Source organism: Flammeovirga sp. MY04, assembly GCF_001682195.2.
GTDB lineage: Bacteria > Bacteroidota > Bacteroidia > Cytophagales > Flammeovirgaceae > Flammeovirga > Flammeovirga yaeyamensis.
Genome location: NZ_CP003560.2, coordinates 3951798 through 3978391, shown reverse-complemented (window position 1 = coordinate 3978391; position 26594 = coordinate 3951798). Strand labels below are relative to the sequence as shown.

General features: G+C 33.4%; 18 protein-coding genes. 7 read left to right on the top strand and 11 right to left on the bottom strand.

Going from position 1 to position 26594, the window contains the following annotated elements; translation table 11 throughout:
- Positions 1–11: 11 nt before the first annotated feature.
- Positions 12–1055 (bottom strand): recombinase RecA, encoded by a 1044-nt coding sequence (recA, locus tag MY04_RS15855; RefSeq protein ID WP_066213374.1) that lies wholly within the window; start codon positions 1053–1055, stop codon positions 12–14.
- A 494-nt stretch (positions 1056–1549) separates the two neighbouring features.
- On the opposite strand from recA, the gene MY04_RS15850 reads away from it, so the two are divergent.
- From MY04_RS15850 to MY04_RS15825, 6 genes are all read left to right on the top strand, one after another.
- Positions 1550–2932 carry a pyridoxal-phosphate dependent enzyme gene (locus MY04_RS15850; protein WP_066213373.1) on the top strand — a complete coding sequence of 461 codons (1383 nt, stop codon included), beginning with the start codon at positions 1550–1552 and terminating at the stop codon, positions 2930–2932.
- A gap of 366 nt (positions 2933–3298) precedes the next feature.
- Positions 3299–4822 carry an SUMF1/EgtB/PvdO family nonheme iron enzyme gene (locus MY04_RS15845; RefSeq protein ID WP_066211175.1) on the top strand — a complete coding sequence of 508 codons (1524 nt, stop codon included), beginning with the start codon at positions 3299–3301 and terminating at the stop codon, positions 4820–4822.
- A gap of 25 nt (positions 4823–4847) precedes the next feature.
- Positions 4848–5492 (top strand): T9SS type A sorting domain-containing protein, encoded by a 645-nt coding sequence (locus tag MY04_RS15840; protein WP_084005918.1) that lies wholly within the window; start codon positions 4848–4850, stop codon positions 5490–5492.
- A 321-nt stretch (positions 5493–5813) separates the two neighbouring features.
- Entirely contained in the window at positions 5814–7307 is a 1494-nt protein-coding gene (locus MY04_RS15835; protein ID WP_066211171.1) for a formylglycine-generating enzyme family protein, read from the top strand.
- A 42-nt stretch (positions 7308–7349) separates the two neighbouring features.
- Positions 7350–8000, top strand: coding sequence for a T9SS type A sorting domain-containing protein (locus tag MY04_RS15830; protein ID WP_066211169.1), 651 nt, complete (start codon positions 7350–7352; stop codon positions 7998–8000).
- Positions 8001–8144: 144 nt separating this feature from the next.
- The gene (locus tag MY04_RS15825; protein ID WP_066211167.1) at positions 8145–10529 is read left to right on the top strand and encodes a TonB-dependent receptor; all 2385 of its coding nucleotides are present in this window, start codon (positions 8145–8147) and stop codon (positions 10527–10529) included.
- Positions 10530–10578: 49 nt separating this feature from the next.
- On the opposite strand, the gene MY04_RS15820 is transcribed toward MY04_RS15825, so the two are convergent.
- The 4 genes from MY04_RS15820 to MY04_RS15805 all read right to left on the bottom strand — a co-directional run bounded on the left by MY04_RS15820 (position 10579) and on the right by MY04_RS15805 (position 18416).
- Positions 10579–11628 carry an aminopeptidase gene (locus MY04_RS15820; RefSeq protein ID WP_066211165.1) on the bottom strand — a complete coding sequence of 350 codons (1050 nt, stop codon included), beginning with the start codon at positions 11626–11628 and terminating at the stop codon, positions 10579–10581.
- 138 nt (positions 11629–11766) lie between these two features.
- Positions 11767–13761, bottom strand: a complete 1995-nt coding sequence (locus MY04_RS15815; protein WP_066211163.1) for an LruC domain-containing protein — start codon at positions 13759–13761, stop codon at positions 11767–11769.
- A 302-nt stretch (positions 13762–14063) separates the two neighbouring features.
- Positions 14064–16046 (bottom strand): LruC domain-containing protein, encoded by a 1983-nt coding sequence (locus MY04_RS15810; RefSeq protein WP_066211159.1) that lies wholly within the window; start codon positions 16044–16046, stop codon positions 14064–14066.
- A 390-nt stretch (positions 16047–16436) separates the two neighbouring features.
- Positions 16437–18416 (bottom strand): LruC domain-containing protein, encoded by a 1980-nt coding sequence (locus tag MY04_RS15805; RefSeq protein WP_158297731.1) that lies wholly within the window; start codon positions 18414–18416, stop codon positions 16437–16439.
- A 322-nt stretch (positions 18417–18738) separates the two neighbouring features.
- On the opposite strand from MY04_RS15805, the gene MY04_RS15800 reads away from it, so the two are divergent.
- Positions 18739–20376 carry a C45 family autoproteolytic acyltransferase/hydolase gene (locus MY04_RS15800; protein WP_066211155.1) on the top strand — a complete coding sequence of 546 codons (1638 nt, stop codon included), beginning with the start codon at positions 18739–18741 and terminating at the stop codon, positions 20374–20376.
- Between the two features lie 130 nt (positions 20377–20506).
- Here MY04_RS15800 and MY04_RS15795 read toward each other — a convergent pair whose 3' ends face one another.
- The 6 genes from MY04_RS15795 to fahA all read right to left on the bottom strand — a co-directional run bounded on the left by MY04_RS15795 (position 20507) and on the right by fahA (position 26396).
- A complete protein-coding gene (locus MY04_RS15795; protein WP_066211154.1) occupies positions 20507–21325 on the bottom strand; it encodes an energy transducer TonB in 819 nt (272 codons plus the stop codon).
- Between the two features lie 434 nt (positions 21326–21759).
- Positions 21760–22806: a hypothetical protein gene (locus tag MY04_RS15790; RefSeq protein WP_066211152.1), complete on the bottom strand. Its 1047-nt coding sequence runs from the start codon at positions 22804–22806 to the stop codon at positions 21760–21762.
- A complete protein-coding gene (locus MY04_RS15785) occupies positions 22806–24038 on the bottom strand; it encodes a hypothetical protein (protein WP_066211150.1) in 1233 nt (410 codons plus the stop codon). The genes MY04_RS15790 and MY04_RS15785 overlap by 1 nt, the downstream gene beginning before the upstream one ends.
- A 247-nt stretch (positions 24039–24285) precedes the next feature.
- Positions 24286–24717 (bottom strand): hypothetical protein, encoded by a 432-nt coding sequence (locus tag MY04_RS28105; RefSeq protein WP_066211148.1) that lies wholly within the window; start codon positions 24715–24717, stop codon positions 24286–24288.
- A 101-nt stretch (positions 24718–24818) separates the two neighbouring features.
- Positions 24819–24995 carry a hypothetical protein gene (locus MY04_RS15775; RefSeq protein WP_158297730.1) on the bottom strand — a complete coding sequence of 59 codons (177 nt, stop codon included), beginning with the start codon at positions 24993–24995 and terminating at the stop codon, positions 24819–24821.
- A 150-nt stretch (positions 24996–25145) separates the two neighbouring features.
- Positions 25146–26396 carry a fumarylacetoacetase gene (gene fahA / locus MY04_RS15770; protein WP_066211146.1) on the bottom strand — a complete coding sequence of 417 codons (1251 nt, stop codon included), beginning with the start codon at positions 26394–26396 and terminating at the stop codon, positions 25146–25148.
- Positions 26397–26594: the final 198 nt, after the last annotated feature.

Here is a 26594-nt window from a genome sequence, read left to right as displayed (position 1 = left end):
TCGTTTCTTAATTATTCAGCAGGAGCAACTTCTTCCTCCTCTGGAGCGATACCAAATACTTTTTCTTTGATTTTCGCTTCCAACTCCTCCATTAATTCTGGATTCGACTTGATCAATTCTTTTACTGTTTCTCTACCTTGACCTAATTTAGATCCGCTATAAGAGAACCAAGAACCTGCTTTGTTGACAATCTCAAATTCAACTGCCATATCCAATACCTCACCGGCACGAGAAATACCTTCACCATAAAGGATATCGAATTCAGTTTGTTTGAAAGGAGGTGCCACTTTATTCTTTTGAACTTTCACTCTTGTACGGTTACCAGTTACATTATCAGCAGATTCTTTGATCGCACCGATACGACGGATATCCAAACGTACAGAAGCATAGTATTTTAATGCGTTACCACCTGTCGTTGTTTCAGGGTTACCGAACATTACACCAATCTTTTCACGCAATTGGTTAATGAAGATAGCTGAACAGTTTGTCTTAGAAATAGCACCAGTAATTTTACGAAGTGCTTGTGACATTAAACGAGCATGAAGACCCATTTTACTATCACCCATATCGCCTTCCAATTCTGCTTTTGGTACTAAAGCTGCTACTGAATCGACTACTAATACGTCGATAGCACCTGAACGTACCAATTGTTCAGCGATTTCTAAAGCTTGTTCACCATGGTCTGGCTGAGCAACCAACAATCTTTCCATGTCGATACCCAATTTTTCAGCATACACTTTATCAAAAGCGTGTTCTGCATCGATAAATGCAGCCATACCACCTTGTTTTTGTGCTTCTGCAATAATGTGAAGCGTTAAAGTAGTTTTACCAGAAGATTCCGGACCGTAGATCTCAATGATACGACCTCTTGGAATACCTCCAACACCTAAAGCTAAATCAAGTCCTAAAGAACCTGTTGAAATTGCAGGAATATTTTCGACGCTGTCGTCTGTCATCTTCATAACAGCTCCTTTACCGAATTGTTTTTCCAACTTAGCAATAGTTGTTTCTAATGCTTTTAATTTTTCTGTGTTTTGCCCTTTATCTGCAGCCATGATAACTAAATATTTTTGTGTGTATGTTCTTTCTTTTTGATCATCAACTTTTCTACTTCCGAATTGTTGATAATACAAACTTAGGGGAGTAGAACGTAATATAGATACGTTCAGAGAATTTTTTTGATATTTTTTTCGATTATTTTTTAAACATATTTATCAAATAATCAAAATATAAACATTTAACGATTAATGTTTTATCAAATGTAAAACATGTTTTTGAAAAAAACCAACTTAGTTAAAATAAATAACATATAATTGATAAATAATTTATCATTTGATCAAAATAGAAGCTTTAATAGTACTTTTAAATGCATAAATTGAACATTATGTGGACAAAATTGTTCAACGCCTGCTTTTCAAAAGACTATTTGATAAAAAATAGAGACATCAATCTAAGAATCAGAGAAAAGATCGGTTCATTTCTTATACATTCTTCTTGCACATCACTTTATTTAATTACATTTGTAGATATAACTCACACTAATACATACATGAATAAACCACAAGATCTTATATCACTTATTGGAAACACCCCACTTGTTAAAGTAGAAAACATGGATACAGGGAATTGTGAACTCTATTTAAAACTAGAGGACCAAAATCCTGGGGGATCTATTAAAGACCGTATTGCCTTAAGCATGATCGAAAATGCCGAAAAAGAAGGCAAAATAAAATCGGGTGATACCTTAATAGAAGCAACGGCTGGAAATACAGGACTTGGCCTAGCGTTAATTTCTGTTCTAAAAGGATATAAACTCATTCTTGTGATGCCCGATAAAATGAGTAAAGAGAAAATTGCTCACCTAAAGGCAATGGGTGTACAGGTGTTATTAACTCGTTCTGATGTAGGAAAGGGACATCCGGAATATTACCAAGATATGGCAAAAGCGTTGGCAGAAGAAAAAGGATACTATTATATAGATCAATTTTCGAATCCGCACAACTCTTTGGCACACGAATTAACTACGGGTCCAGAGATCTATGCACAAATGGATCAGAATGTAGATGCAGTCGTAGCAGGTGTGGGTTCTTCTGGAACAATTTCAGGAATGGCTGCGTACTTTAAAAAGGTAAGTCCACAAACCGATTTAGTTTTAGCTGATCCAGAAGGTTCTATTCTAAAAGACTACATCGATAAGGGCGAATTTGGTGAAGCAGGTTCTTGGTATGTAGAGGGTATTGGTGAAGACTTTATTCCAGAAATTGCCGACTTCTCTCAAACGAAAACGGCTTACACCATTACAGATAAAGAAAGTTTTTCTACTGCACGAGAGCTATTGATGAAAGAAGGCTTATTGGCTGGATCATCATCAGGAACACTCATCGCGGCAGCCTTAAAATATTGTCAAGAACAAACAGAACCGAAAAGAGTAGTTACCTTTGTGTGCGATAGCGGTAATAAATACTTTTCTAAACTATTTAACGATCACTGGATGAAAGAAAAAGGGTTTATCGAAAAAGAGGTATACGGAGATTTACGCGACTTGATCTCTAATCATTATGATAAAGGTGAGGTCGTTACAGCAAGTATCGAGGATACCTTATTAGATACGTACAAGAAAATGAAGATGTACGATATTTCTCAACTTCCTATTATGGATGGTGATGAAATACTCGGTATCATCGACGAATCAGATATTTTATTTACGGTTTATGAAGACGAATCGGCTTTCGATCGATTTGCTGCAGAATGCATGACAAGTAATCTTGTGGTCATTCAAGCATCAGATAGTATCGACCGTTTGATGGAGATCTTCAGAGATGGTATGGTAGCCATTCTAATGAATGAAGATCAATTTGTTGGTTTGATTACTAAAATTGATGTGCTAAACCACCTTCGTCAGCAAACTGCTAATGATAAAGGTAAAGGTTGATTGATCAAACATCATCACAAAGTATCCAATGAAAGAGTCATAATAATGGCTCTTTTTTTTTGCTTTATAAAAAGTTTATTTGATATAATACTTCATCAAAAACCAGTGTATTTACATTTATTTAGCGTTATATAAATACATTAACTACATATTTTTACATTAACAATTGAACTCATTTTCACGACTTTAAGAGGTCAAATTCTTGATATAATTCAATAAAAAAAATTAACTATACTATTTATGAGTAATCATTCACTCCTCTAAAACACCATAAAACCTAAAAACAAGAGCAATTATTACACAAGTAAGAACGATGTGAAAAAAATTAATGTTTAGAAAGTAGAACTCGTTATCAACCTACATAATATGAACTTAATTTTGAATGACTACTTAAAACTTTTTGTACTTGCTGTAATTCTTTGTTCTCCAACATCAACATCGTTTGGGAATAATGTACGAATCACCACATTAACGTATGGAGAGAAAGATATAAATAATCAAAGTATTCAGGTGAACTTAACCTTGGAGTGGGATAATTCATGGAAAGTAACCACTGGTCCATCCAATCATGATGCTGTTTGGTTGTTTGCAAAATTTAGAGATACAAATGGTGTGTGGCAACATGTATTATTCAATTATGATATTAGTATGGATCATGGTCATTCAGAAATAAATGATTTAGCTACGATTGATCTTAGTAATGACGATGGTTTTGGGAATGCACACGGGGTATATATTCACAGTAAGGATCCAATAACTCAACAAAATGTGTCCTACGAACTTTCTCTAAAATGGAATTATGGAATAAATGGTCTCAGTAATGATGATGATTTAAGTATACGCTTTTTTGCAATAGAAATGGTATATGTACCTCAAGCTGCTTTTGAACTTGGCTCTACAGGAAACGAAAATGGTCACCTATATGAATATAATGGATCTACTGATACAGATACATATACTGTTGGTAGTGAATCTGAAATTACAATTGGACAAGGAACAGGAAACCTTTGGTATGATATACTAGATTCAACAGCAACTTATAAACAAGGAGATCAGTTAGGACCCATTCCTAATAATTTTCCAAAAGGCTATGATGCTTTTTATTGTATGAAGTACGAAATCTCTCAAGGTCTATTTGCCGGTTTTTTAAGCACCATCAATAAAGATCATGTCGATCAATTATTAAATAAAAAAGAAAACGATCGTAATAATATTACATCAGCGGATGATAGTATCTACATCGCATCCGAACCTTATGTACCTGTACAATACCTATCATGGGTTGGTTTTGCTGCATTTTTAGATTGGGCTGCACTAAGACCTATGACTGAGTTGGAATTTGAAAAAGCTTGTAGGGGAACTGCTTCACCATCCTTTAAAGAGTTTGCCTGGGGAAATGATGATGTCGCATCATCTATTTATACCTACTCAAATGAAGGAACAAACATAGAACAAATCAGTAGTAACTTTTCTACCACTTCTGGAAATGCAATCTATAAAAATACAGACAACACCCAACCCTACAGAATAGGTATGATTTCCTCTTATAACCTTGGTGGAAGTATGACTAGAGAACAATCGGGAAGTACATTCTATGGTATCATGGAAATGAGTGGAAACATGGAAGAAAGAATTGTGAGTATCGGTCGACCGGAAGGAAGATTATTTACAGGAAAACACGGTGACGGGCAATTGGATGAAGATGGGTACGCAAATGTAACTAATTGGCCAAGTAATACTTCCGCAATAGGAACAGGTGTGAAAGGAGGTACCTATAGCAAAGGTGCTGGTAGAATGCGTGTTTCGAATAGAATTTCTGCTTCTCAAACATTCACCGGTGAAAAAAAACAAATTGGAGGACGTGGTGTAAGAACAGCACCTACCAATTAATATTCAAGATTTTAATTCTCGTTATATGAAATATATATACACGTTCTGCTTTATACTTTCCTCTATGGTAATTAATGCACAAGACATCTTCTCTGGTGGAGAAAGTAGCTTATTTACCTACGCAGAAATAATAGAAGACCCCGATTTACCCGTTACAATGGGTGATTTTAAAGTCACAAAAAATAATGCTAATGTTACGCTTTATTGGAGTACATACACGGAATTAAATAACGATTACTTCTCTGTAGAAAGGTCTATTGATGGAAAACAATGGGAAGAAATAGGTAAGTTGAAAGGTTATGGAAATTCAAATCATGAAATCGAATATGAGTTTATAGATGAACAACCCTATTTAGGAACTGCTTACTACCGACTTAAACAAGTAGATTTTGATGGACAGTTTGAATATTTCGGCCCACTTAAAGTAAGTGATTTCGGTCAGACAGATGTGGTCATTTACCCCAACCCAAATAACGGTTCCTTCTATGTGACTCTACATGAAGATGATATTCAATACCTAAAAATATTCGATGGCATGGGAAAAGAAATACATTACAACATTTATAAAAAATCAGACAAATTAGTACAAGTAGTTTTTCAAGAACATGTAAAAGGAATGTACTACTTGAAATTAAGAAATATTGGTTCACTACCTATAGTTATTCGTTGATTTAGTTACAGTAGAAAGAACAAACTTCATGGTTCGTCTAAAGGAAAATCTTTGTGAGATTTTCCTTTTTGTATAAAAAGAGTTTTGTAGGGTTTAAAAAAGCATGTAAAGAATATCTATAAAAACAATAAAAAAATAGTTTATATCACTTAACCATTTAATTCTTAGTTATCTATATAATATATCTAAGATTTTTCTTCATTAATTCTTTAATGACCTCAAAAAATCACCAAAATCATATAATACTTACATAAGTTAGAACTAATTCTTTTTTAACCATGTTTGGATAGTAGTATAGCTTATTAACATCTATTTAGTATCATGAATAAACACTACTATTTGACTACTCTACTAATTTGTATCCTTACTGTAATTACACATGCGAATAATATTTCAGTAAACTCTTTATCCTTCCAGAATAAAGACACAGAGAACAAAACTGTAGAAATTAAAGTAAACATTACTTGGGATAATTCTTGGAAATTAACCGAGGCTCCAGGTAATTGGGATGCCGCTTGGGTATTTTTTAAATACAAAGTAGGTAACGGACAATGGTCTCACGTGAAGTTAAATTACGATCAATTAGACGCAGGACATTATGCCTTAAACGCAAACATTGATGTAAGTAATGATGACAATAATGGTAATGCACATGGTGCATTTGTATATAGTGACACACCAATACAGCAACAAAGTGTAAATTACGATTTATCGTTTGTGTGGAATTATGGTGCAAACGCCGTTAACGATGATGATAAAATCAAAATCAGAGCATTTGCCATAGAAATGGTATACGTTCCTCAAGGGGCTTATCATTTGGGGTCTGGAGGTAACGAAAAAGGTCATTTTTATAAATACAATGGTTCTACTGATACCGATACATATTATGTTGACAGTGAAAACTCAATTACTATCGGTAATCAATCAAATAATTTATATTACGATACTGCCAGTATAAACCATCAAGGAGATCAAACAGGAGTATTATCAGAAAGTTTTCCGAAAGGTTACAATGCATTCTACTGTATGAAATATGAAATCACTCAAGCACAGTTCACTGCATTTCTAAGTACCATAGATTTTGATGATGCAACTAACCTTATTCGTAAACAAGAAAAAGGTAGAAATTTGATTGTAAATACTGACAGTGTAGTGTACTCCGATCAACCTTATGTTCCAATTCAATATTTATCATGGCAAGGATTGGCTGCCTACTTAGATTGGGCTGCATTAAGACCTATCACAGAATTGGAATTTGAAAAAGCTTGTCGTGGAACTCAAACCCCTGTTCCAAATGAGTATGTTTGGGGTAATACATTACTAAATGAAAACGATTACACTACAGTTAATGAAGACACTAAATCGGAATCTATTTCAAGTAATTTTTCAATGAATACAGGTAATGCTAATTACAAGAAAAACTCTAATGGTACTTACAAACCCTATCGTACAGGGAAGTTCTCAGGATATTCTACAGGAGCTTCATTAACAAGAGTACAAGCAGGTGCTACTTATTATGGAATTATGGAAATGAGTGGAAATGTTTCTGAAAAAGTAGTGACTGTGGGTCATGAAAAAGGTAGAGTTTTTACTGGAGAACATGGAGATGGACATTTATGTCCTGATGTTGGTCTTGCAGATGTTGAAAATTGGCCTTGCAATGATACTGCTTTAGGTAGCGGAGTAAGAGGTGGTTCTTACAATAGAAGTAAAAACCTTTTGGAAACATCAAATAGAAAATTAGCAGCGAGAAACTATTATCAAGAATACCGTCAGTTGGGCGGTAGAGGAGGAAGAACAGCTCCGACAGAATAACCATCAAAACCTATCAGTTTATTACCCAATAATTACGAACCTATGAAAAAATTTTACTTCTTATTTATAATCACTTTTAACTCTTTTGAAGTATTCTGTCAAGATATTTTCTCTGGCGGAGAAAGTAGCGATTTTGGTTTTATCGAATTAGTAGAGGGAGATGATTTACCCATAGATTTGGCTTACTTCAAAGCAAATTTGGTCGATAATCAAGTTGCTATTGAATGGTCTACTGCCACAGAGATTAACAACTCTCACTTTGTGATCGAAAAATCTTCTGATAAAACAAATTGGTTTGAATTAGCTGTTATTGAAGGTAATGGTAACTCAAATACTACAATTAATTATTCATACACTGATCAAAATATTACTCACAACACTGTTTATTATAGATTAAAACAAGTTGATTTTGATGGTCAGTTTAAATATTACCAACCTGCAAAAGTAAGCTTTGATGTGGAAAATCTAATCAATGTGTATCCTAACCCAAGTACAGGTGTGATTAACATTGCAACCAACTTTTTAGGTTCATCAGAAACGTTATCACTTTACTCTTCTGCAGGTCAGGAACTACAAATTGATAGAAAGACCATTATTAGCGATAACCAATTACAATTGAATCTATCTCACTTAGAGAGTGGTGTCTATTTCCTCAAGGTAAATGGCTTCACTAAAAGAATTATGATTCAATAAAAATATATATCTCCTCACACTTAACGTTTCAATGGTAAAGTGAAGACTGTCTACGACGGTTTTCACTTTTTTTATAAAATGAATAGGGGTAAAGGATTAGCGAAGGGTCATTAATTCGAACAACAATCAAATGATCTCTAAATAATGAAAAATAAACTTCTATTCACATTCCTGTTATTGATATCAACTCATCTGATATACGCTCAAACATCACTTATTAAAGGTAAAATCACTGATAAAGTGACTCACCAACCAATTATTGGTGCAACGATTCAAATCGAGAATTCAGATCCTATTATTGGTGCAACAACTGATATTGATGGTAATTTTATCATCAAAGGTTTAAAAGTAGGACGTTATACTTTAATCATACATTCTGTTGGTTATCAAAAAGTGAGAAAGACAGAAGTTTTGGCTTCAGGAATTGATGCTCAACAATTGGAGTTTCAATTAAACGAAGAGGTGACTACTTTAGAAGGGGTAACGATTACTTCTTCAAACGATAAAGATGCCAATAATGTGATGGCCACTGTGAGTAGTCGTTCTTTTTCAGTAGAACAATCAAGTCGTTTTGCAGGTGGATTGAGTGATCCTTCTCGTGTAGCCTATAACTTTGCGGGGGTGACGTTTTCTTCTCCTCAAGATAATGGTGTAGTGATTAGAGGTAACTCTCCTTCATCTGTTTTATGGAGAGTAAATGATTTAGATGTGTATGGTGCTGCCCATTTCGGAGGAGGAAACTTGGCAGGGGCAGGGTTGATCTCCATCTTTAGTACCAACTTATTAAGAAGTACTGATTTCTTCACAGGTGCCTTCCCTTCAGAATACTCTAACAGTACGTCCGGAGTATTTGATATTAATTTCAGAAAAGGGAATACAGAAAAGCATAGTCATTCTGTGCAGCTGGGAGTTTTGGGTGTTGACCTTTCTTCGGAAGGTCCAATCAATAGAGAAAAAGGGTCTTCTTATTTAGTAAACTACAGACATGGCTTCATTGGATATATTGGTAAATTATCTGGTGGTACGGCTCCCAACTTTCAGGATTTATCATTTAATCTTTCCTTCCCTTCTAAAAAATACGGTAACATAAATGTTTGGGGTATGGGTGGTTTAAGTGATATTGAAACACCTTATAAAAAATATCAACATCAAATTAAAAATAAAGATAAAGAGGACGAAAACCCTGAAGTAAAGATCAAATACAGAGAATATGAGCAAGATTATTTAGATAAGGATATTGATTTTGGAATGGGTGCTTTCGGGGTAAATCATACAAAATCGATAGGATCTTCGAGTGTTTTAAAAACTACTTTAGGGGTGACTGCCAATAAGTATGCTAACACTACCCGTTTCTTCGAAGAGGTAGCTGATACTTTAAATGAGGGTACCCTTCATCCTTACGAAAACCAGAAAAACATAGATTATAAAGTGTCTTTGGCAACGACTTTAACTTCCAATATCACTTCTAAATTGATTAATAAATCTGGTGTAAGAGTTGATCTATTATCTACAGACGCTTATGCTTATAAAACGGATTCATTATATGGAAATCTAAATGAGGTATTCAGAACAAACAACAGTGCGTATAACTTGAATGCATTTACTGATTTTAAATATCAGTTGTTCCCTAAATTTAGTGTAAATGCTGGATTGGCAATGACGAAGTTTGAACTAACTGATGAGGTATCCTTAGAACCAAGAATGGGAATGCAATACACTCCTACTAAAGATATTATTCTTGGAGTAGCTTACGGTAGACATAGCAAAAGAGAAGAATTGAAAGTATATTCATTTATTAATCCTCTTACTCAAGAGGTGAATGATATGAAGCTATCTAAATCGGATCATTATGTAGGTAGTGTAAAAATTAACCTCACTAAAAATATTCGATTAACCACAGAGGTTTATTACCAAGAATTAATTGATGTCCCAGTAATGCAAGGCACTTCATATTCATTTGCCAATTATACCACTTTATGGAATAGCGATGCACCAATAGTGAATACAGGAACGGGTGTAAATAAAGGGATAGATGTTACTTTGGAACGTTCTATGGTGAATGGTTTTTATTATATGCTATCTGGATCTTTATACGATTCAAAATATACAGACGACCTAGGAGTCACTAGAAATACATTATTCAATAGAAATTATATGGCTACAATTACTGCCGGAAAAGAGATTGTTGTCAAAGGAAATCGCCTTTTAGGATTTAACATCAATGCTACTTATTTGGGTGGTGTGCCTTTAACTCCTTACGATGAACAAGCTTCACATGATCAACAAAAAGTAGTCTATAAAGAAAACGAGTTGTATTCTATCAAAGGTCAAGACGAAATTTGGATGAACTTTGGGATCACCTATAAAATTCCAAAAAAGAAAAGTGTGAGGACTTGGGGATTGGATATGCAAAATGCTTTGCTTACAGAACAAACGGCAGGATATAAATACAATTTAAGAGAACAAAAAGTAGAAGAGGATAGAGTATTCTTTATTCTTCCGAACTTCTATTATAAAATAACTTTCTAATGAAAAAAATGGGTGGTGCCTTTTAAGACATCACCCATTTTTATAACCATCAAAACATCTTTTTTAGATACTTAAACATTGGTTTATATTCTTCTTTTAGGTAATCCATATATGCATGGAAATCTCCATGAAAGTCTTCCTCAAACTCCTGTTTAAATTCGTTCTGTTTACTTCTGTAGCGTTTATAACTCATAAAGAAAGTATTATTAGGAGTGAAGTCATCGAAGTAAGTACAATAATTATAATTTGAAAATGATAAATGCTGTAATCCCTCCGTAATCTCTTTGATCTTTTGATCTTTTAATTGCTGCTTTTCTTCGACCGACATTTGATCAGTAAACGTTTGATAAAGGCTATCTAACGAATTGGTTGATTTTAAGATATACTCAGAAAATGTTTTACGATCACCACTTCGAGCCATAAACTTGATATACTCTTCAGAATACTTTCCATACTTATAAATCAAGAATCTTTTGGCTCCTTCGTCTCCTACAAAATCAGCTAGATTTTCGTTATAGGTGATACTTCCTTTTACATATAGTGTTCCATGTGTTAGCTCATGAATGACCAATTGTGCAAGGCTTCCAGTACTTCTTTCTAGCATACTACTCAATATAGGATCATTGAGTACTCCTAAAGTAGACCAAGCAGATACTTCTCTTACCTCAGCATCCCAACTTTCTTTTCTCAATTCATCTCTTTCAGTTGTTGCTAGATCTTTAATAAAATAGCCTTTATATGGAAAGGAGCCTGCGATAGGAAATGACCATCTTTTTGGGGTGAGTTCAAAAGGCTTACAAGCCGTTACATTCCACAAAATAGGTTCTCCTTTTTGATCATACATTTTTGTGTAACTTTCTGTATAATCCAATCCTAAAGAATCTATAGTAAACTGACGGATTTCTTGGATTAAATGAATCTTGGCTTTTTGTTTCTCACTTATTTCGGGGTCTTCTAAATAAGATGATAAAGGTTTTGCATCAAAAATTATTTGTAATTGACCTTTTCCTTGACGAATACCATATAATGCTTCTTCGTGATAATACCCTAAGAAAAGCAGGAGGAAAAATAATATCCCTAAAAAAATTTTCTTGATCATTCTTTATCAAATTATTGAGGGGATAAAGATACATTTTATCTAAGAAAAAAGGCATCACCAATAAATTGAAATTAAACTTTAAGATAATTACTAAAAATAAAAGGCTGCTTCACTACGAAACAGCCTTTATGTTTATAATTATTCTTCTATATCATCTTGATCAAGGTGAATATTTTCAGTATTTCTATTTCCATCATCATCAGTATACCAATTTTGCTTTGATGTACCTCCTGATGTAGAGAATAAACTAAAGTTATTATACGCTTGAGTAATATCTACATTTTCTTTTGGTGGATGGAATTTATGACCAATACTTAATCCCCACGGGTGATTAGTCGCTGTTCTATACGACCCTACATCATCTGTGTTATTTCTGTAAGCTTGGTTAAATTTAGATGTTGGTGAATATCCCGCTAAATGCACCTCTTTATCTCTTGTATTGACAAAGATAAACGGATTAAATCCTGAGAAATTAAGTGTTTCTGAACTAATAGGTTGAGTAAATGTTATCACCATATCGATATCATCACTCTTCTTAATTTCCTTATTACCAATTTGTCTAACAATGGCATTTTGATTATCAAAAACCACAACTACTGGATTAGCAGCGGAAATTCCTGTTTCTAAACCTTTTGCATCTAAAGTTACCTTACCTGCTGTTATATTATGCCCGGTTACACTTGCAATAGAATCTGCAGGGAATGGTAACTGAATAGCGAAACCAGATTGATAAAGTGCTTCTACTGTTTTTGCTACATACTTAGATTCAATTCTTACCACTTTGTTATCAGCATTTGTTACAAAATTATGTCTATAATCGATGATCACATCATTAAAATCATAATCACCTTCTTCTGGATAAAAATCTTCAAAAGCATAAGTACCAAATCCGTTTTCACCAGGATAATAGTTATCAAAAGTCACCTCAGGATCATCAGGATATTCGTCAAATCCATCGTTTACACCATCACCATCAGAATCTTGTCCAGCAAAATCATCATCGCTACATAAAAATGCTGCTAAATCGTTTACGGGTCTTCCTGCTCTATGAACTATTGCCCATGATCCGTCCTGCTTGTCTATCTTAAAGATTTTAGAATTACTTCCGTTAGATGATGCATAAATATTATCGAAACGGTCAATAGCAATACCTGTTAAATAGTATCTAAAGTTATCTGCACTAATTCTTACTGCTTCATAAACTGTTGTATCAGAATTAGGATCCAGACGGTATAAACCACCTTTACATGCTAGATATAAATCCCCGATTGAATCAAAAATGAAATCTCCACCTTTGTTTTTATCATCAGGAATGTTTGTAAGAGTTACATTTTTTATAGCATTACCTGTCGTAGGATCAAGAAGAGCAATATCATTACCTGCACCAACAATAATAACATTATCCTTCATGGTCATTCTTGGATATCCGTTATTGATATTATCACTACTTGTAGAAAGGTTTTTTATCAAAGTAGGAGTAGATCCACCTAAGCTTCTTCTATATAATGCACCTTTTACATCATAATACATAATGTCGTTTTCTTGATCATAAGTCATTGCATAACATTTCTCTTGAATGTTTGCGTATTCAGTAAAAGAATATTCATTTTCTTGGTGAATGGTAAATGATTTTCCTTGACCGTTAATGGCGACAAGATAATCTTCACAAACATTTCCTCTTCTTTGATTATTTGCTTCTTGTCTGATGAAAGTACTTTTCAATACTGCTGCTGTATCAAAGTCTACAAAAGCATATTCAGAATAAATGGCTAATTTTTTCTCCCATTGTAACTCTGCAGCATCTTTAGTAATGATTAGTTCCTTAACGTATGTTGGAACTGTTATTCTTGTTTCATATAAACCTTTACTATCAGAAGTACCTTCTGCAATATCAATAAGATCACCTTGATCATTCTTAAAAGCTACATTGATAATACTATTTCTTGCATAATTAGATGAGGTTACTTTAAGGTGTATATTTTGTGTTGTTGAGAAATCAAAGTCCGCTGGGATTTCTAATTGGGCGAAAGTTTCACTAGCACTATCTTGATTTGGTTCTTGTGTCGTTTCTTTTACACATGAACAAAATACGACAAGAATAGCTAGTAAATATTTAAAGGGCTGATTGATCATAAGAGATTAATTATTAGTTGATAATCAATACATAAACCTTAATATCAGATAATTAATTCATTCACATTTTTCAACATATGTAATGCGATATATTGATTTTGATTGATAATCAATGCTTTTTAGGTGAATTATTAGAATAGTTATATTCTTAAAAAGATAAATTACTAATACATGCATGTAATTAATTACTTTATTCTTATCAATAAATGAATAATACTATTTTATGATGTATTTTATTCACTCAAAAAAGTTTATAGAGTAATGAAAAAGCCAACCCTTTTGAGGTTGGCAAGATCAAAATATTAATTATCTAAATGTATTTTATCTACATTTCTATTTCCTGAGTCATCTGTGTACCAATTACGTTTTGATGTACCTCCAGAGGTAGCAAATCCACTAAAATTATTGTAGGCATTCGTAATATCTACATTCTCTTTAGGAGGATGGAAAGTATGACTGATACTCAATCCCCAAGGATGATTCGTCGATGATTTAAATCCACCAACATCTGCTCCTTTATTAATAAATTCTGAATCGAATTTGGTTGTTGCAGATTTTCCGCTTAAGTGTATTTCTCGACTTCTTTCGTGTGCAAAAATGAAAGGATTAAAATTCTCGAAGTTTAAATAGGATGTCGTAATAGGTTGTGTAAACGTTGTGGTCATATCCATTTCCCCACTCGTTTTAATATCACTGCCACTAACAATAGCATTCTGATTATCAAATACTATAATAACAGGCTTACTATCCGGTATTCCCGTTTCTGTTCCTTTTCCGTTTAAGCTGACCATTCCTGTTGATAAGGTACTTCCTGTTACTGAGGTAATCGAATCTAATAGTATCGGTAATTCAATTCCAAAACCAGAGTTAAGTGATGCATTCACTGACTTTGCAATATATTTTGATTCCATTTTTACTACCATATTATTTGCATTGGTAATAAAATTATGTCTGTAATTCACAATCACATCATTAAAATCATAATCACCTACTGCAGGGTACAAGTCTTCAAAAGCATAGGTTCCAAAACCATTCGATCCGGGGTAATAATTATTAAATGCTAATGCTGGATCATTCGGATATTCATCAAAACCATCGCTTATTCCATCTCCATCTGAATCTTGGCCAGCAAAATCATCATCCGAACAAATAAATGCTGCTAAATCGTTACATCTTCTATTGAGTGTATTGACAATAACATATGAACCATCTTGTTTATCTAATTTGATAATCCTAGAATTACTATCATTTGAAGAAGCATAAATGTTATCAAAACGATCTATCGCAATACCTGTCAAATAATAAGGAAAGTTATCCGCACTAATACGAACCGCATTAAAAACAGTTGTATCAGCATTCATCTCTAATCTGTAAAGACCACCTGAACATGCTTGATATAAATCGCCATTGGAATCAAAAACTAAATCTCCTCCATTATTTTTATTCGAAGGAAAATTAGTTACTGTAATATTTTTGAGAACACTGCCTGTTGTTGCATCTAAAATAGCATAGCTACCTCCGTCACCAATGTATATTTTTCCATCTTTGAGTGTCATTCTTGGATAACCATTATTCAAACCTGTACTTGATGTGGCAATAGAAGTGATTAATGTAGAAGTTGACTCACCAAGAGTTCTTTTGTATAATTTACCGGCTACGTCATAATACATAATATTGTTATCTTGATCATAAGCCATTGCCCATGAGTTGGATTCAATATTCGGATATTCTGTAATAGAATATTGGTCTTCTTGATGAATAGTAAATGATTTTCCTTGACCATTTGTGGCTACTAAGTAATCTTCACAACTCGAATTTTTTGTCCTTGAAGTACTTTCTTCAGGTAATACTCTATGAAATGTTTTGGTAGGTGGTGTGTCTATATCAAATTCTATAAAAGCATATTCACTGTTAATTGAAATACTTTTTTCCCATTCCAATTCTGCTGCAACTTTTACAACTCTAAGCTCATCGACATAAGATGGAATATCAAGTTTTGTTTCGTAAATACCTCCATCAATAGAATAACCTGTATTGATTTTTACTCTGTTATTATTGTCATCCAAAAAATAAACAGTGTATAAACTATTGTTTGAGAAATTGGTAGATAGAACTTTAAGATGTACGCTTTTAGAAGTTGAAAAATCAAAGTCCGCTGGGATTTCAAGTTGGGCAAATGTTTCTCCACCATTACTTGCATTTGATGGATCATTTTCTGTTTCTCTGACACATGAACTAACACATATCAGAAATGATAGTAGTAAAGATAATCGATAATTGAACATAAGATATAATTAATAGTTATTGATCAACAATAAAACCATCAATAAAGAAAATTAATTCAATTCCTTTTTTTACTTGATGTAACTGATTACTATCAAAATGAAAAATTATAAAATAGTTTACTATGTAATATTAGAATAATCATATCATCAAATCTAAAAAACACAACTTAACACATGTATATAAAAATATATTATTCATGAATTATAAAAAGTACTATTTTATTTTACTCAAATTCATACATATTTATCCTACAATTTATCGATTAATAGTACATCTAAACAAATTTACACTAATACAAAAATGATGTATTCAAAGATGTAGAAACCCAGTTATCACACATAAGTTTATAAAAAAACCAACCTAAAAAGGTTGGCTATAAACGAGAACAATTAATTGTCTAAGTGTATATTTTCTTCATTTCTATTTCCAGTATCATCGGTGTACCAATTTGTATTTGATGTACCTCCGGAAGTAGCGAATGCACTGAAATTATTGTATGCATTTGTAATATCAATATTCTCCTTCGGAGGGTGGAAAGTATGTGCAATACTTAATGCCCATGGATGATTCGTTGATGTTTTAAATGATCCTATATCATCTCCACTTGTAAAGTTATTTGCATCAAATTTTTGGGTAGGTAGTTTACCACTTAAATGCACTTCTCTACTTCGTTCATTGACGAATATAAACGGATTAAGATTTTCAAAATTAATTAATCCAGTAGTGATTGGTTGTGTGAAGGTCATTACCATATCCATCTCACCACTTGTTTTGATCTCACCACCCGTAACAATTGAGTTTTGATTATCAAAAACAACAACAACCGGCTTGTCATTAGAAACTCCTGTTTCCGTTCCTTTAGCATTTAATGTAACTATACCAGAAGTTAAAGTTGAACCCGTCACACTTGCAATAGAATCTAACTTAATTGGAAACTCAATAGCGAATCCAGAATTAAAGCTTGCATTCACTGATTTGGCAATATATTTCGACTCTAATTTTACAACTAAATTACTTGCATTAGTAATGCTGTTATGTCTGTAATTCACTATAACATCATTGAAATCGTAATCACCAACAACTGGGTAGTAATCTTCGAATGCATAAGATCCGAAACCATTTGTACCTGGAATATAATTGTTGAATGCTAAATCTGGATCATTTGGATATTCATCAAAACCATCATTTACACCATCTCCATCAGAATCTTGTCCAGCAAAATCATCATCTGAACAGATAAATGCAGCTAAATCGTTACAGGTTCTATTCAATGTATCTACAATTGCAAATGAACCATCTTGTTTATCTAATTTGATAATTTTAGAATTAGACTCATTAGTTGATGCATAAATGTAATCGAAACGATCAATGGCAATACCTGTTAAATAATATGGGAAATCATCAGCGCTTAAACGAACAGCATTGTAAACGGTAGTATCTGCATTCATTTCTAATCTATATAAACCACCTGAACATGCTTGGTAAAGATCACCTTCTGAATCGAAAACTAAATCACCACCTCCATTTTTATTGTTAGGGAAATTAGTAACAGAGATATTTTTAAGAGTATTACCTGTTTGAGCATCAAGAATAGCATAATCTCCATTACCTCCGATATACAGCATTCCATCTTTGTAAGTCATACGTGGATATCCATCGTTTAAACCCGCGTAGGAAGTATTAATTGTTGTAATAAGAGTAGAAGTGGAAGTCCCTAAAGTTCTTTTGTAAAGCTTTCCTTTCACATCATAGTACATGATATTGTTTTCTTGATCATAAGCCATTGCCCATGATTTTGCCTCGATATCTGCATAGTCAGTAATAGAGTAATTGTTTTCTTGATGTATAGTGAAAGATTTACCTTTACCATTTGTAGCCACTAAATAATCTTCACAAACAGTAGCTCCTCTTTGATTACTTGATGCAGTAACTCTCGAAAAAGTTTTATCTAGTTTTGATAACTCATTAAATGCGACGTATGCATATTCACCTACAATATTGATTTTTTGTACCCATTGCAATTCTGCTGCATTTTTTTGTACATATATATCTTTAACGTAAGTAGGTAAACTAATAAAGGTTGTGAACTCTTCTTCACCATTAAAAAATCCAGATCCTAATTTTACTTTATTATTACCGTCATCTAGGAAGTAATAACTGTATACTATATCATTGACAAAATTAGTTGACTTGATTTTTAAAGCCACCCTTTTTGATGTATTGAAATTAAAGCCAGATGGGATATCAATTTCAGAAAAATTAGTTGAAACGATAGGAGAACTTGGGGCTTCTTCTTTATCTAGGTCTTTTACACATGATGAAAAAATGATGATAGATGAGAATATAATTAAGTAGATGTTTTTATTCATAAGCTTGTAATTTTTGCATTCAAATACATAACCAAAGAGGTAGAAAATTAATTCCAACATATTTTTACAACCTATGTAAAGTGATATCCATATTTCAAGTTTAAACAGCTCTTTTAAATATCAATATTAGAATAGTAATATAATGAGAAAGGTATTATCCAATTTTACCCATGTAATGAAAACTATTTTATTTTATAATTAATGAACTCATTATTATATAAATAATTATTTCTAACAGCTATGACATTTATATTAAACCTCAATTTGATATTAATAATCAATCCTTTCTTTTGTAGATGTTACTTAAAACCTATTTTTTCCCATGCGAAAACTGATTATCGCTTCAATATTATTGATCGCTTTATTACTGACTTGGACCCATTCTTGGCTATTTATACCTAAACCATTTATTGATGATGACAGTATTGCTCAGTATCAATTAGATTCTTTAGGAAGAGGACACTTCGTATATCATAAAAACTTCATTTCAAAACAAAAAGATGGTTTATGGGAGTTGTATACAGAAGGTAGTCCATTTGATATTGGTTATGCTACAGGAGTACTAACCAAAGAACTATTTCATGATCACGAAGAAGCGTTTATATCTAAAATTATAGAACACTCTCCTTTTAATTCTGACCTTGGAGTACGTTTATATCATTCTTTATTTCATCGACATGTAGACAATAATATACTTCCTGAGTATAAAGAAGAGATCTACGGGTTAGCGCAACATGCTAAAAAAGAATATGCTCCTTTTGGTAATAACTATCAAAGGGTATTGAACTATCATGGTTTGTATGATTTAGAAAGAAGCTTTGATGATGTTGAATTGAATAGTTCCGTTTCTTTTGCCATAAGTCCACAACATACCAATGGTAATGGAGTGCTTATCGGAAGAAACTTTGAATATGATATAAATAAAGATTTTCAGAGAGAAAAAATTATTCATTTTGTCAAGCCTGATGAAGGGTTTAAGTTTGCTTCTATTACTTGGGGGGGATTTATCGGTACGGTAACAGGAATGAACGAGATGGGATTAACAGTTTCAACACACCCCATAAAATCTGATTTCCCGACCAATGCTACTTACCCTGTTTCTATCATTGGAAGAGAAATTCTTCAGTACGCCATGACGGCCGATGAAGCCTATAACATTGCATTAACCAAAAAAAGTTATGTGATTGAAAGTTTTTTAGTTTCCTCGGCTTTTGATTCCTCGGCTGTATTAATTGAAATGACTCCGACAGGTGTAGATTCTATTCATCTTACTTCAGACGATGCTTTGGTCGCTACAAATCATTTACAGAATACTCGCTTAAGTGAAGGGGAGATCTACGACTTAAATCACGCTACCTATTATAAATCCATAAGATTGAAAGAACTTATCTATAACCAATCTTCTTTTGATGTAAACACTGTAGCCAGTATTCTAAGAGATACAAAAGGATTTGAAAACACCACAATTGGTTTTGGTAATCATAAATCGATCAATGCCCTTAATTTACATCACTCGGTAATATTTAAGCCCAAAACCCGACAAATGTGGGTATCAACGCATCATCATCAGTTAGGAAAATATTATTGTTACAACTTAGATTCGGTCTTTTCGAATACCAATTCTCCTTCACATTCTCTGGCTTCTGAAGAACACACGCTTTCAGAAGCTGAATTTATCTACTCTCAAGAATATAGAAACTATCATTCCTATAAATCATTTGTTGAATTAATCTCAAAATGGGGACCTCAAGACGAACCTTTTAAAGATAAAGAGTTGATGCACTTTAAACGTTTGAACCCAGAGTCTTTCGAAACTTACGAACACCTCGGGGATTATTACACCAAATTACAAGATTGGGATATGGCTGAAATTAATTATCGAATTGCTTTAAGTAAGGAGGTGAGTTCGATAGATCTGAAAAATAAGATTGAAAAGAAACTCTACAGTATCAATTACTAATTGATGTTGACCCAAACAAAAAATTCTATGTTTAGATCTATCAACTAAACATAGAATTTTTTTGATTACAGTTTGGAGAATTTTTGATGATAGTCAATTCCCAAATATATTTTTACTGCATAGGCAATTTCTAATTTATTTTAAATGAAATTGGAATAACCATTCTCTGACGAACGATTCTCCCTCTTTGTTCCGCAGGAATCCATTTCGGAGACAATTTTAGCACTCGAACCGCTTCTTCGTCTAAACCAGCTCCCAAACCTCTTACTACTTTAAAATCGGTAAGGCTACCATCTTTACCTACAATAAATTGTACGTAGACTTTTCCTTCAACTCCCATTTTTAAAGCTCGTTTAGGGTATTTCATGTTTTTACCAAGAAACTTATAAAACTTGCCTAAACCTCCTTTGAATTCAGCTGTTTTCTGAACAATAATATGTACGTCATTATCAACAACTTCCTCAGGTTCATCTTTGTAATCATCTTCTACAAGTTCAATTTCTCCATTAGGATCAAACTCTGGAATATCGATGTCAATATCTGGTAAATCTTCATTATTATCGACTACCTCAATCTTTTCAGGAATGAAAATCTTCTTCGGTTGTACCTGAGGTTTGATAATATCAATATCTACAATACTATCGTATTCAGATGGATCCATATTATCATAATCTCCTAAGGTCATAATTACAGTATTAGAAGTTGGCGTCTCGAAAGCCGCAAAAACCGTAATCATTGCCATAGATACACCAATCAGCCTAAAGAAATTAGTGAACTTACTTAGATTAACTGAATCATACTTTTTAATCATTTCATCTTGATCAACCCGGGGAGGTCTTTCTTCACGCCTCCGGATCACTATCCGGAAAACCTGAATCATACCAATAAGCGTAACAACAAAGGCAATTAAAATTCCTTCTAATCCAATAGTCTTTAAAATTTCAATCATAATCATGTGATTTGTAGAGACATAAGAACTATATCTCCTGGTGAACAGATTTATTGAAAAGAGGCCTCTTAGCAGCTAAGCCAGAAGAAAAATAATTTTCATCTATCTCAGATTGCATATTCCAATGTAGAAGATAAGTAGGAGGGATGACAACGGTTTTTATGAACTTAACACCAAAACAGTAATAATTTACATTGATTAACACTGATTTTAAGAATCGTCTTAAATAATTTAAAATAAAAAATGTTAATCAGTTATATAGTCAAAAATTTATATCAAAAACAAAATACAACTCAATATAAAATTCGTATAAATTTAAAATTAACGGAATATTAATTAAATACATTACTCATCTTAATTGAAGAATATTTAATTTCCCTCTTACTTATTACCTATTAGTTATTACCTATTAGTTATTCCTTATTCCCTAAGCTTTAATTTCTCGGCAAAGTCGCATACTTCCCCAACCTATCCATATAACTGTCTTTTGATAAATTCACTCCAAGAGTAAATTCTAAAATAGGATAAATAGAAGTCGACCGATCTACGGTAGGGTAATACAATACATTCAATGTGATATTATCTGATGACTTCACAATTCGTCCTCTTCTATTTAAAGAGGCTTTCTCGCCGAAGGGGATAGCAATTGATGAAGAAACAAAGCCAAAGTGTTCCAATCGTTCATTTTGATAAAAAGGCGTCCAACCTGCTCCAAATTTGATGATTTCCAATTTCAGTTCAGCAGAAAGGTATCCTCTCTGACTGTTCTTATTCCAAACATACCCTGCCGTTGTAATAAAGGCATTATTACTTAAAGGGTTACTCCAGATATATTGTCCAAAAGTCTCTATTAAAGGATAATGCTGTTGAAAAAGACTGATCTCATCCTCTGACTTTACGAGATGTTGCAGATGTTTCGCAGAGAAACTTACTATAAAATGTTCATGGGTGAAATAACTTAATCCGACACCAATATCAACTGTTCCTTCTGTGAGACTATTTAAAGAATAGGAGGGCGATGAAGCATTTTGAGCGTTATTTGGGTTTAACTGACTATAATACACCCCAATTTCATCACCTAAACTATATTGTTCATATCCTAAGGATAATCCCATGGAGAACCCGTAATTGCGATCTCGAATCACATAAGAAATAGGTAAGATTATATTCTGATAATTGATAATGCTTTCATTGGATGTCTCCGAAAGGAGTGGATATTTAATTTGCTGATAATTCATGCCAATACCCCAAGTATTCTCTCCTTGTTTTGGTAATAGACCAACTTCTGCTCCTGCATTGAAATAACTATACTTCTGATTCGATCCAGCATACCTCACAGCGGCCTTATATTTATTGGCTGATGTAGACAATAAGGCAGGGTTTTGTGCTGAATTTAACCAAAAAGGGTTTCCTGAAGGAACATCTTGAGCGAATACTCCTCTAAAACCACCGAGCAATAGGATGATGAATAAATACTTCATTAGGGAGTAACTATAAAGGTGGATTTAAAACTTTCGGAAAAGCCGTCGGTATATACAATAGAAAAAATAGCGGTGTAAAATTGATCCGTGAGCTCTTCATTATCTCCAAAAATAAAAAGAGGATCTTCTGAAGAAAATACTCGATTCTGATTTTCTGAATACACTTCTACTTTAAAATCCTGAAAGGTAATATGATCTCTTATTTTAATCTTAAAGTGACTATCCTCAAAAGCGGATGGATGTAAGGAAACAGCCGTGGGTACTTTTATTCTAGGAAAATAATCTACTTTAATGAGTTGAAGCGTATCTTTTCCATCATCACATACTTGCCCACCACTTGCATCTGTAGCCGAAAGTACCACCGAATAATCTTTAAATGAAGCTGTATTCGCCTTATCATAATTTGATGTTGAAAAGGTATATTCAAAATCTTCATCACTTTCTAAAGTAAATTCATCAATAAGCTGATTGTCCTCGTACACTTGCCAATTATGTTGATCAGTATTGATAGAGCTATCTGCATAAAATATCAATCGCCCATATTCCTCCGTCCAAGAAGAATAATTGGATGAAATAAAAGCTTTAGGTTGAGGTGGAACCACACTTATTTCATCAATAGTTCTATTATTTAAGCAAGATGAATTTCTAGATGACTCTAAAAACATTTCAAAATGTAAAGAGTCTTCCAAAGGTCTATCGATTATCAGATTAGAAAGTGTACCAATATTATTTTCTATTGTTAATGCTTGCTCTCTAAAGAAATTACCATTCACATATAACCTAACCACTTCTTTCGTTACAATATCTCCGGTTGTTTTAAAATTGATGCTGAGCTGATGACAAGTATAAATTAAATCCTCATCGGGATTGAAAATTAAGATTCTCTCTATTACATCAAACACATCTACTTCCACAGTATTTGAAGTTACCTGAGACACATTATCTATCATCTCAACGGTTATTTGATGCACACGAGCAGTTAATGCATCCGTAATATCAATACCTATTCTTGTTTCGGTAGGTGAGGCACTGACTACATTTCCTAAAATACCAATTTGATCAATACCAGAAATAGAATGATACGATTGCCCGACCTCATGATTTACTGTGAGAATAATTTCTCTCACATCATCGGCTTCATAAATACAAAAAGCGGAAGGATTGGATTGTATATCAAAACCAAAAGTAGTTACGCTTATCAGAAGTAGAAGTAGTAAGCAATAGTATTTCATCAATTATAAATACAATGAAAAGTGATGGTAGTATTCAATATCAAGTTTATCAAAACATATGCCTTATTTCAATATTTGAAACAGGCTTAACAAACTATGGTGTTATCTAATATAAGAATTTAATACGATCTTTTCACCTCAGTGAGAAAGCTGAAAGTATAAAAAAACGCAGCCATTCTGTTGACTACGTTTTTTTTGATTTTCCCCTTAGATAGTTTTCCTTCTTTAAAAAGTCAGATGATTTTAATTAATACGGTGTGACTTGCACCACTATCCTTGTTTCTGAATTTGTTGTGAATGGAATACTTTCTTCCACAACAATGGCTTCTTTTTTCTGAAGAAGTGCAGTACCGGTTCCTACCGCAGCACCAACTGCAGCTCCGATTCCAGCCGCTTTTCCTTTATCCTCTTTTACACTAACAGCTCCAACACCTGCACCCGCTGCTGCTCCAGCTCCTGCTTTTGCTAATGTTTTTCCTGTATTACTTTTTCCTTCGAACTTTACCACATTAGAAGATAATGCATATGAATTACCTTTTATTTCCAATGATTCAAGCTCTAAATGAAGTTTCGAACGACCAATTAATTTTTTTTGATTTTGAGCCAATACCACTTTGGCTTTTACTTTTGTCCCTTTAGGTACAATTTCTTTTCTATTCTTAATGATTGGCTTATCCAATCTTAAATCGATAATATCGCCGGTTTCTACTTTTTCAGTACTTATTGGTTGAGCGGGTGTCGCAGATATTTCTGTTCCCTCTTCGATTAAGTAGCGAACATCTATCGGTTTGCTTTTCGTTTCTTTAACGATTTTCTTTTTTCTTCTTTCTTTTTTTCCTTCACTGGAATTTCTTCATATACAAGATCTGAAGAATCCGTATTTTTTTTAGTTCCACATGAAAAAAAGACTACACCGCTAAGTGCCGTAATTAAAAGTAGTTGTTTAGTACAGTACATATAAAAAATGATTTATTGTAGTTTAAATATTGGGGAAAATCTAAACTCGACTTTTCTTTTCCAATACTGATGCCACAATAAATCATTTTTCGTTTTACAGTATGTTATTCTATAGAATTAGCTAAAAAAGTACTATTCTTATAAAAAATATTACTTTTTAGAGGGTAATATTTTCCCTGTAGCTTCGCCAAAACCAATTCGAAGTCCGTCTTTCTCACACCATCCTTTCATAATAATCGTATCGTTATCCTCCAAGAATGTTCTCTGAGATCCATCCGATAAAGTAATCGGTTCGGTGCCATTCCACGTCAGCTCCAATAAGGAACCAAAGCTGTCTTTCGTCGGTCCCGATATGGTGCCAGAAGCACACATATCACCTACGTTTAAATTACAGCCATTGACTGTTTGATGTGCCAATTGTTGACTCATACTCCAGTACAAATATTTAAAGTTGGAGTTACAAATCACTTGAGGAGCCAATCCTTCAGGCTGTAAACTTACCTCCAATTGGATATCAAATGCTCTCGGTCCTGATGTTTGTAAATAAGGAAGTGGGGTAGGCGACTGTTCTGGTCCAGCTACTCTAAATGGAGCTAAAGCTTCCATCGTTACGACCCAAGGAGAAACCGTCGATCCGAAGTTTTTACCTAAGAATGGCCCCAATGGAACATATTCCCATTTCTGAATATCTCTTGCCGACCAATCATTAAACAGCATCATACCAAAAATGTAATCTTCTGCCTCTTCTGCTTCTACAGTATCTCCCAAAGCAGTGGATTTTCCTACTACAAAAGCCATTTCCAATTCTATATCCATTCGAGACGATGGTCCATACACGGGTGCATCAGCATTAGGAGGCATCTTTTGTCCTTTTGGTCGGTGTAAATCTGTTCCCGATACCACAATAGATGAAGCCCTACCATGATACCCTACCGGAATATGTTTCCAATTCGGCATTAATGCATTGTCCTTTCCTCTAAACATAATCCCTACGTTAGTGGCATGTTCTTCTGATGAATAAAAGTCGGTATAATCGCCTATCTGAATAGGAATATAAAGCGTTGCATCACTCTGATTGACTAGATAAGAAGCATCAATTGTTGTGTTTCCTTCGGATAGTAAATCAAATAATTCGGTTCTAACGGATTGATGCACCTCTTTTCCAAGCGCCATAAAATCATTCAATACTTCTGATGAAAAAACACTTTTATCAGCAATAGATAAGTGCTTTGCTGCTTTTTCCAAATCAAGTATTTGATGTCCAATAGCAACGCCTACTCTTTTTTGAGGCTGATCGTTTGTTGAAAAAATACCATACGGTAGGTTTTGAATCGGGAAGTCCGATCCTTCAGGAACGTCTACCCAAGACTTTGCATCAGGTTGATGTGTTTTGTTTATCATAGATGTGTTTATAGGTTTGGTCGATCTTTTTAAGATCCTGTGTTTGTGTCGTTGTAAATATTTTCCCTAAAATAAGCAGGAAGTTGAAATATTTAAATCTTGATGCTAAAATAACTTCATTCCTATACTTTAGTTTAAGGGATTATTGTCTTCTTTTATTGTTCATCAAATTATTTGATGTTGATTAATGAAATATCC

Excerpts from the sequence above, each read along its gene's own strand:
- MY04_RS15835 (WP_066211171.1), top strand. The coding sequence starts at position 5,814 with ATGAATAAACACTACTATTTGACTACTCTACTAATTTGTATCCTTACT.
- MY04_RS15785 (WP_066211150.1), bottom strand. The coding sequence starts at position 24,038 with ATGAAATACTATTGCTTACTACTTCTACTTCTGATAAGCGTAACTACT.
- MY04_RS15815 (WP_066211163.1), bottom strand. The coding sequence starts at position 13,761 with ATGATCAATCAGCCCTTTAAATATTTACTAGCTATTCTTGTCGTATTT.
- MY04_RS15800 (WP_066211155.1), top strand. The coding sequence starts at position 18,739 with ATGCGAAAACTGATTATCGCTTCAATATTATTGATCGCTTTATTACTG.
- MY04_RS15845 (WP_066211175.1), top strand. The coding sequence starts at position 3,299 with ATGAACTTAATTTTGAATGACTACTTAAAACTTTTTGTACTTGCTGTA.
- MY04_RS15805 (WP_158297731.1), bottom strand. The coding sequence starts at position 18,416 with ATGAATAAAAACATCTACTTAATTATATTCTCATCTATCATCATTTTT.
- recA (WP_066213374.1), bottom strand. The coding sequence starts at position 1,055 with ATGGCTGCAGATAAAGGGCAAAACACAGAAAAATTAAAAGCATTAGAA.
- MY04_RS15830 (WP_066211169.1), top strand. The coding sequence starts at position 7,350 with ATGAAAAAATTTTACTTCTTATTTATAATCACTTTTAACTCTTTTGAA.
- MY04_RS15825 (WP_066211167.1), top strand. The coding sequence starts at position 8,145 with ATGAAAAATAAACTTCTATTCACATTCCTGTTATTGATATCAACTCAT.
- MY04_RS15795 (WP_066211154.1), bottom strand. The coding sequence starts at position 21,325 with ATGATTGAAATTTTAAAGACTATTGGATTAGAAGGAATTTTAATTGCC.
- fahA (WP_066211146.1), bottom strand. The coding sequence starts at position 26,396 with ATGATAAACAAAACACATCAACCTGATGCAAAGTCTTGGGTAGACGTT.
- MY04_RS15775 (WP_158297730.1), bottom strand. The coding sequence starts at position 24,995 with ATGTACTGTACTAAACAACTACTTTTAATTACGGCACTTAGCGGTGTA.
- MY04_RS15820 (WP_066211165.1), bottom strand. The coding sequence starts at position 11,628 with ATGATCAAGAAAATTTTTTTAGGGATATTATTTTTCCTCCTGCTTTTC.
- MY04_RS15810 (WP_066211159.1), bottom strand. The coding sequence starts at position 16,046 with ATGTTCAATTATCGATTATCTTTACTACTATCATTTCTGATATGTGTT.
- MY04_RS15840 (WP_084005918.1), top strand. The coding sequence starts at position 4,848 with ATGAAATATATATACACGTTCTGCTTTATACTTTCCTCTATGGTAATT.
- MY04_RS15790 (WP_066211152.1), bottom strand. The coding sequence starts at position 22,806 with ATGAAGTATTTATTCATCATCCTATTGCTCGGTGGTTTTAGAGGAGTA.
- MY04_RS15850 (WP_066213373.1), top strand. The coding sequence starts at position 1,550 with ATGAATAAACCACAAGATCTTATATCACTTATTGGAAACACCCCACTT.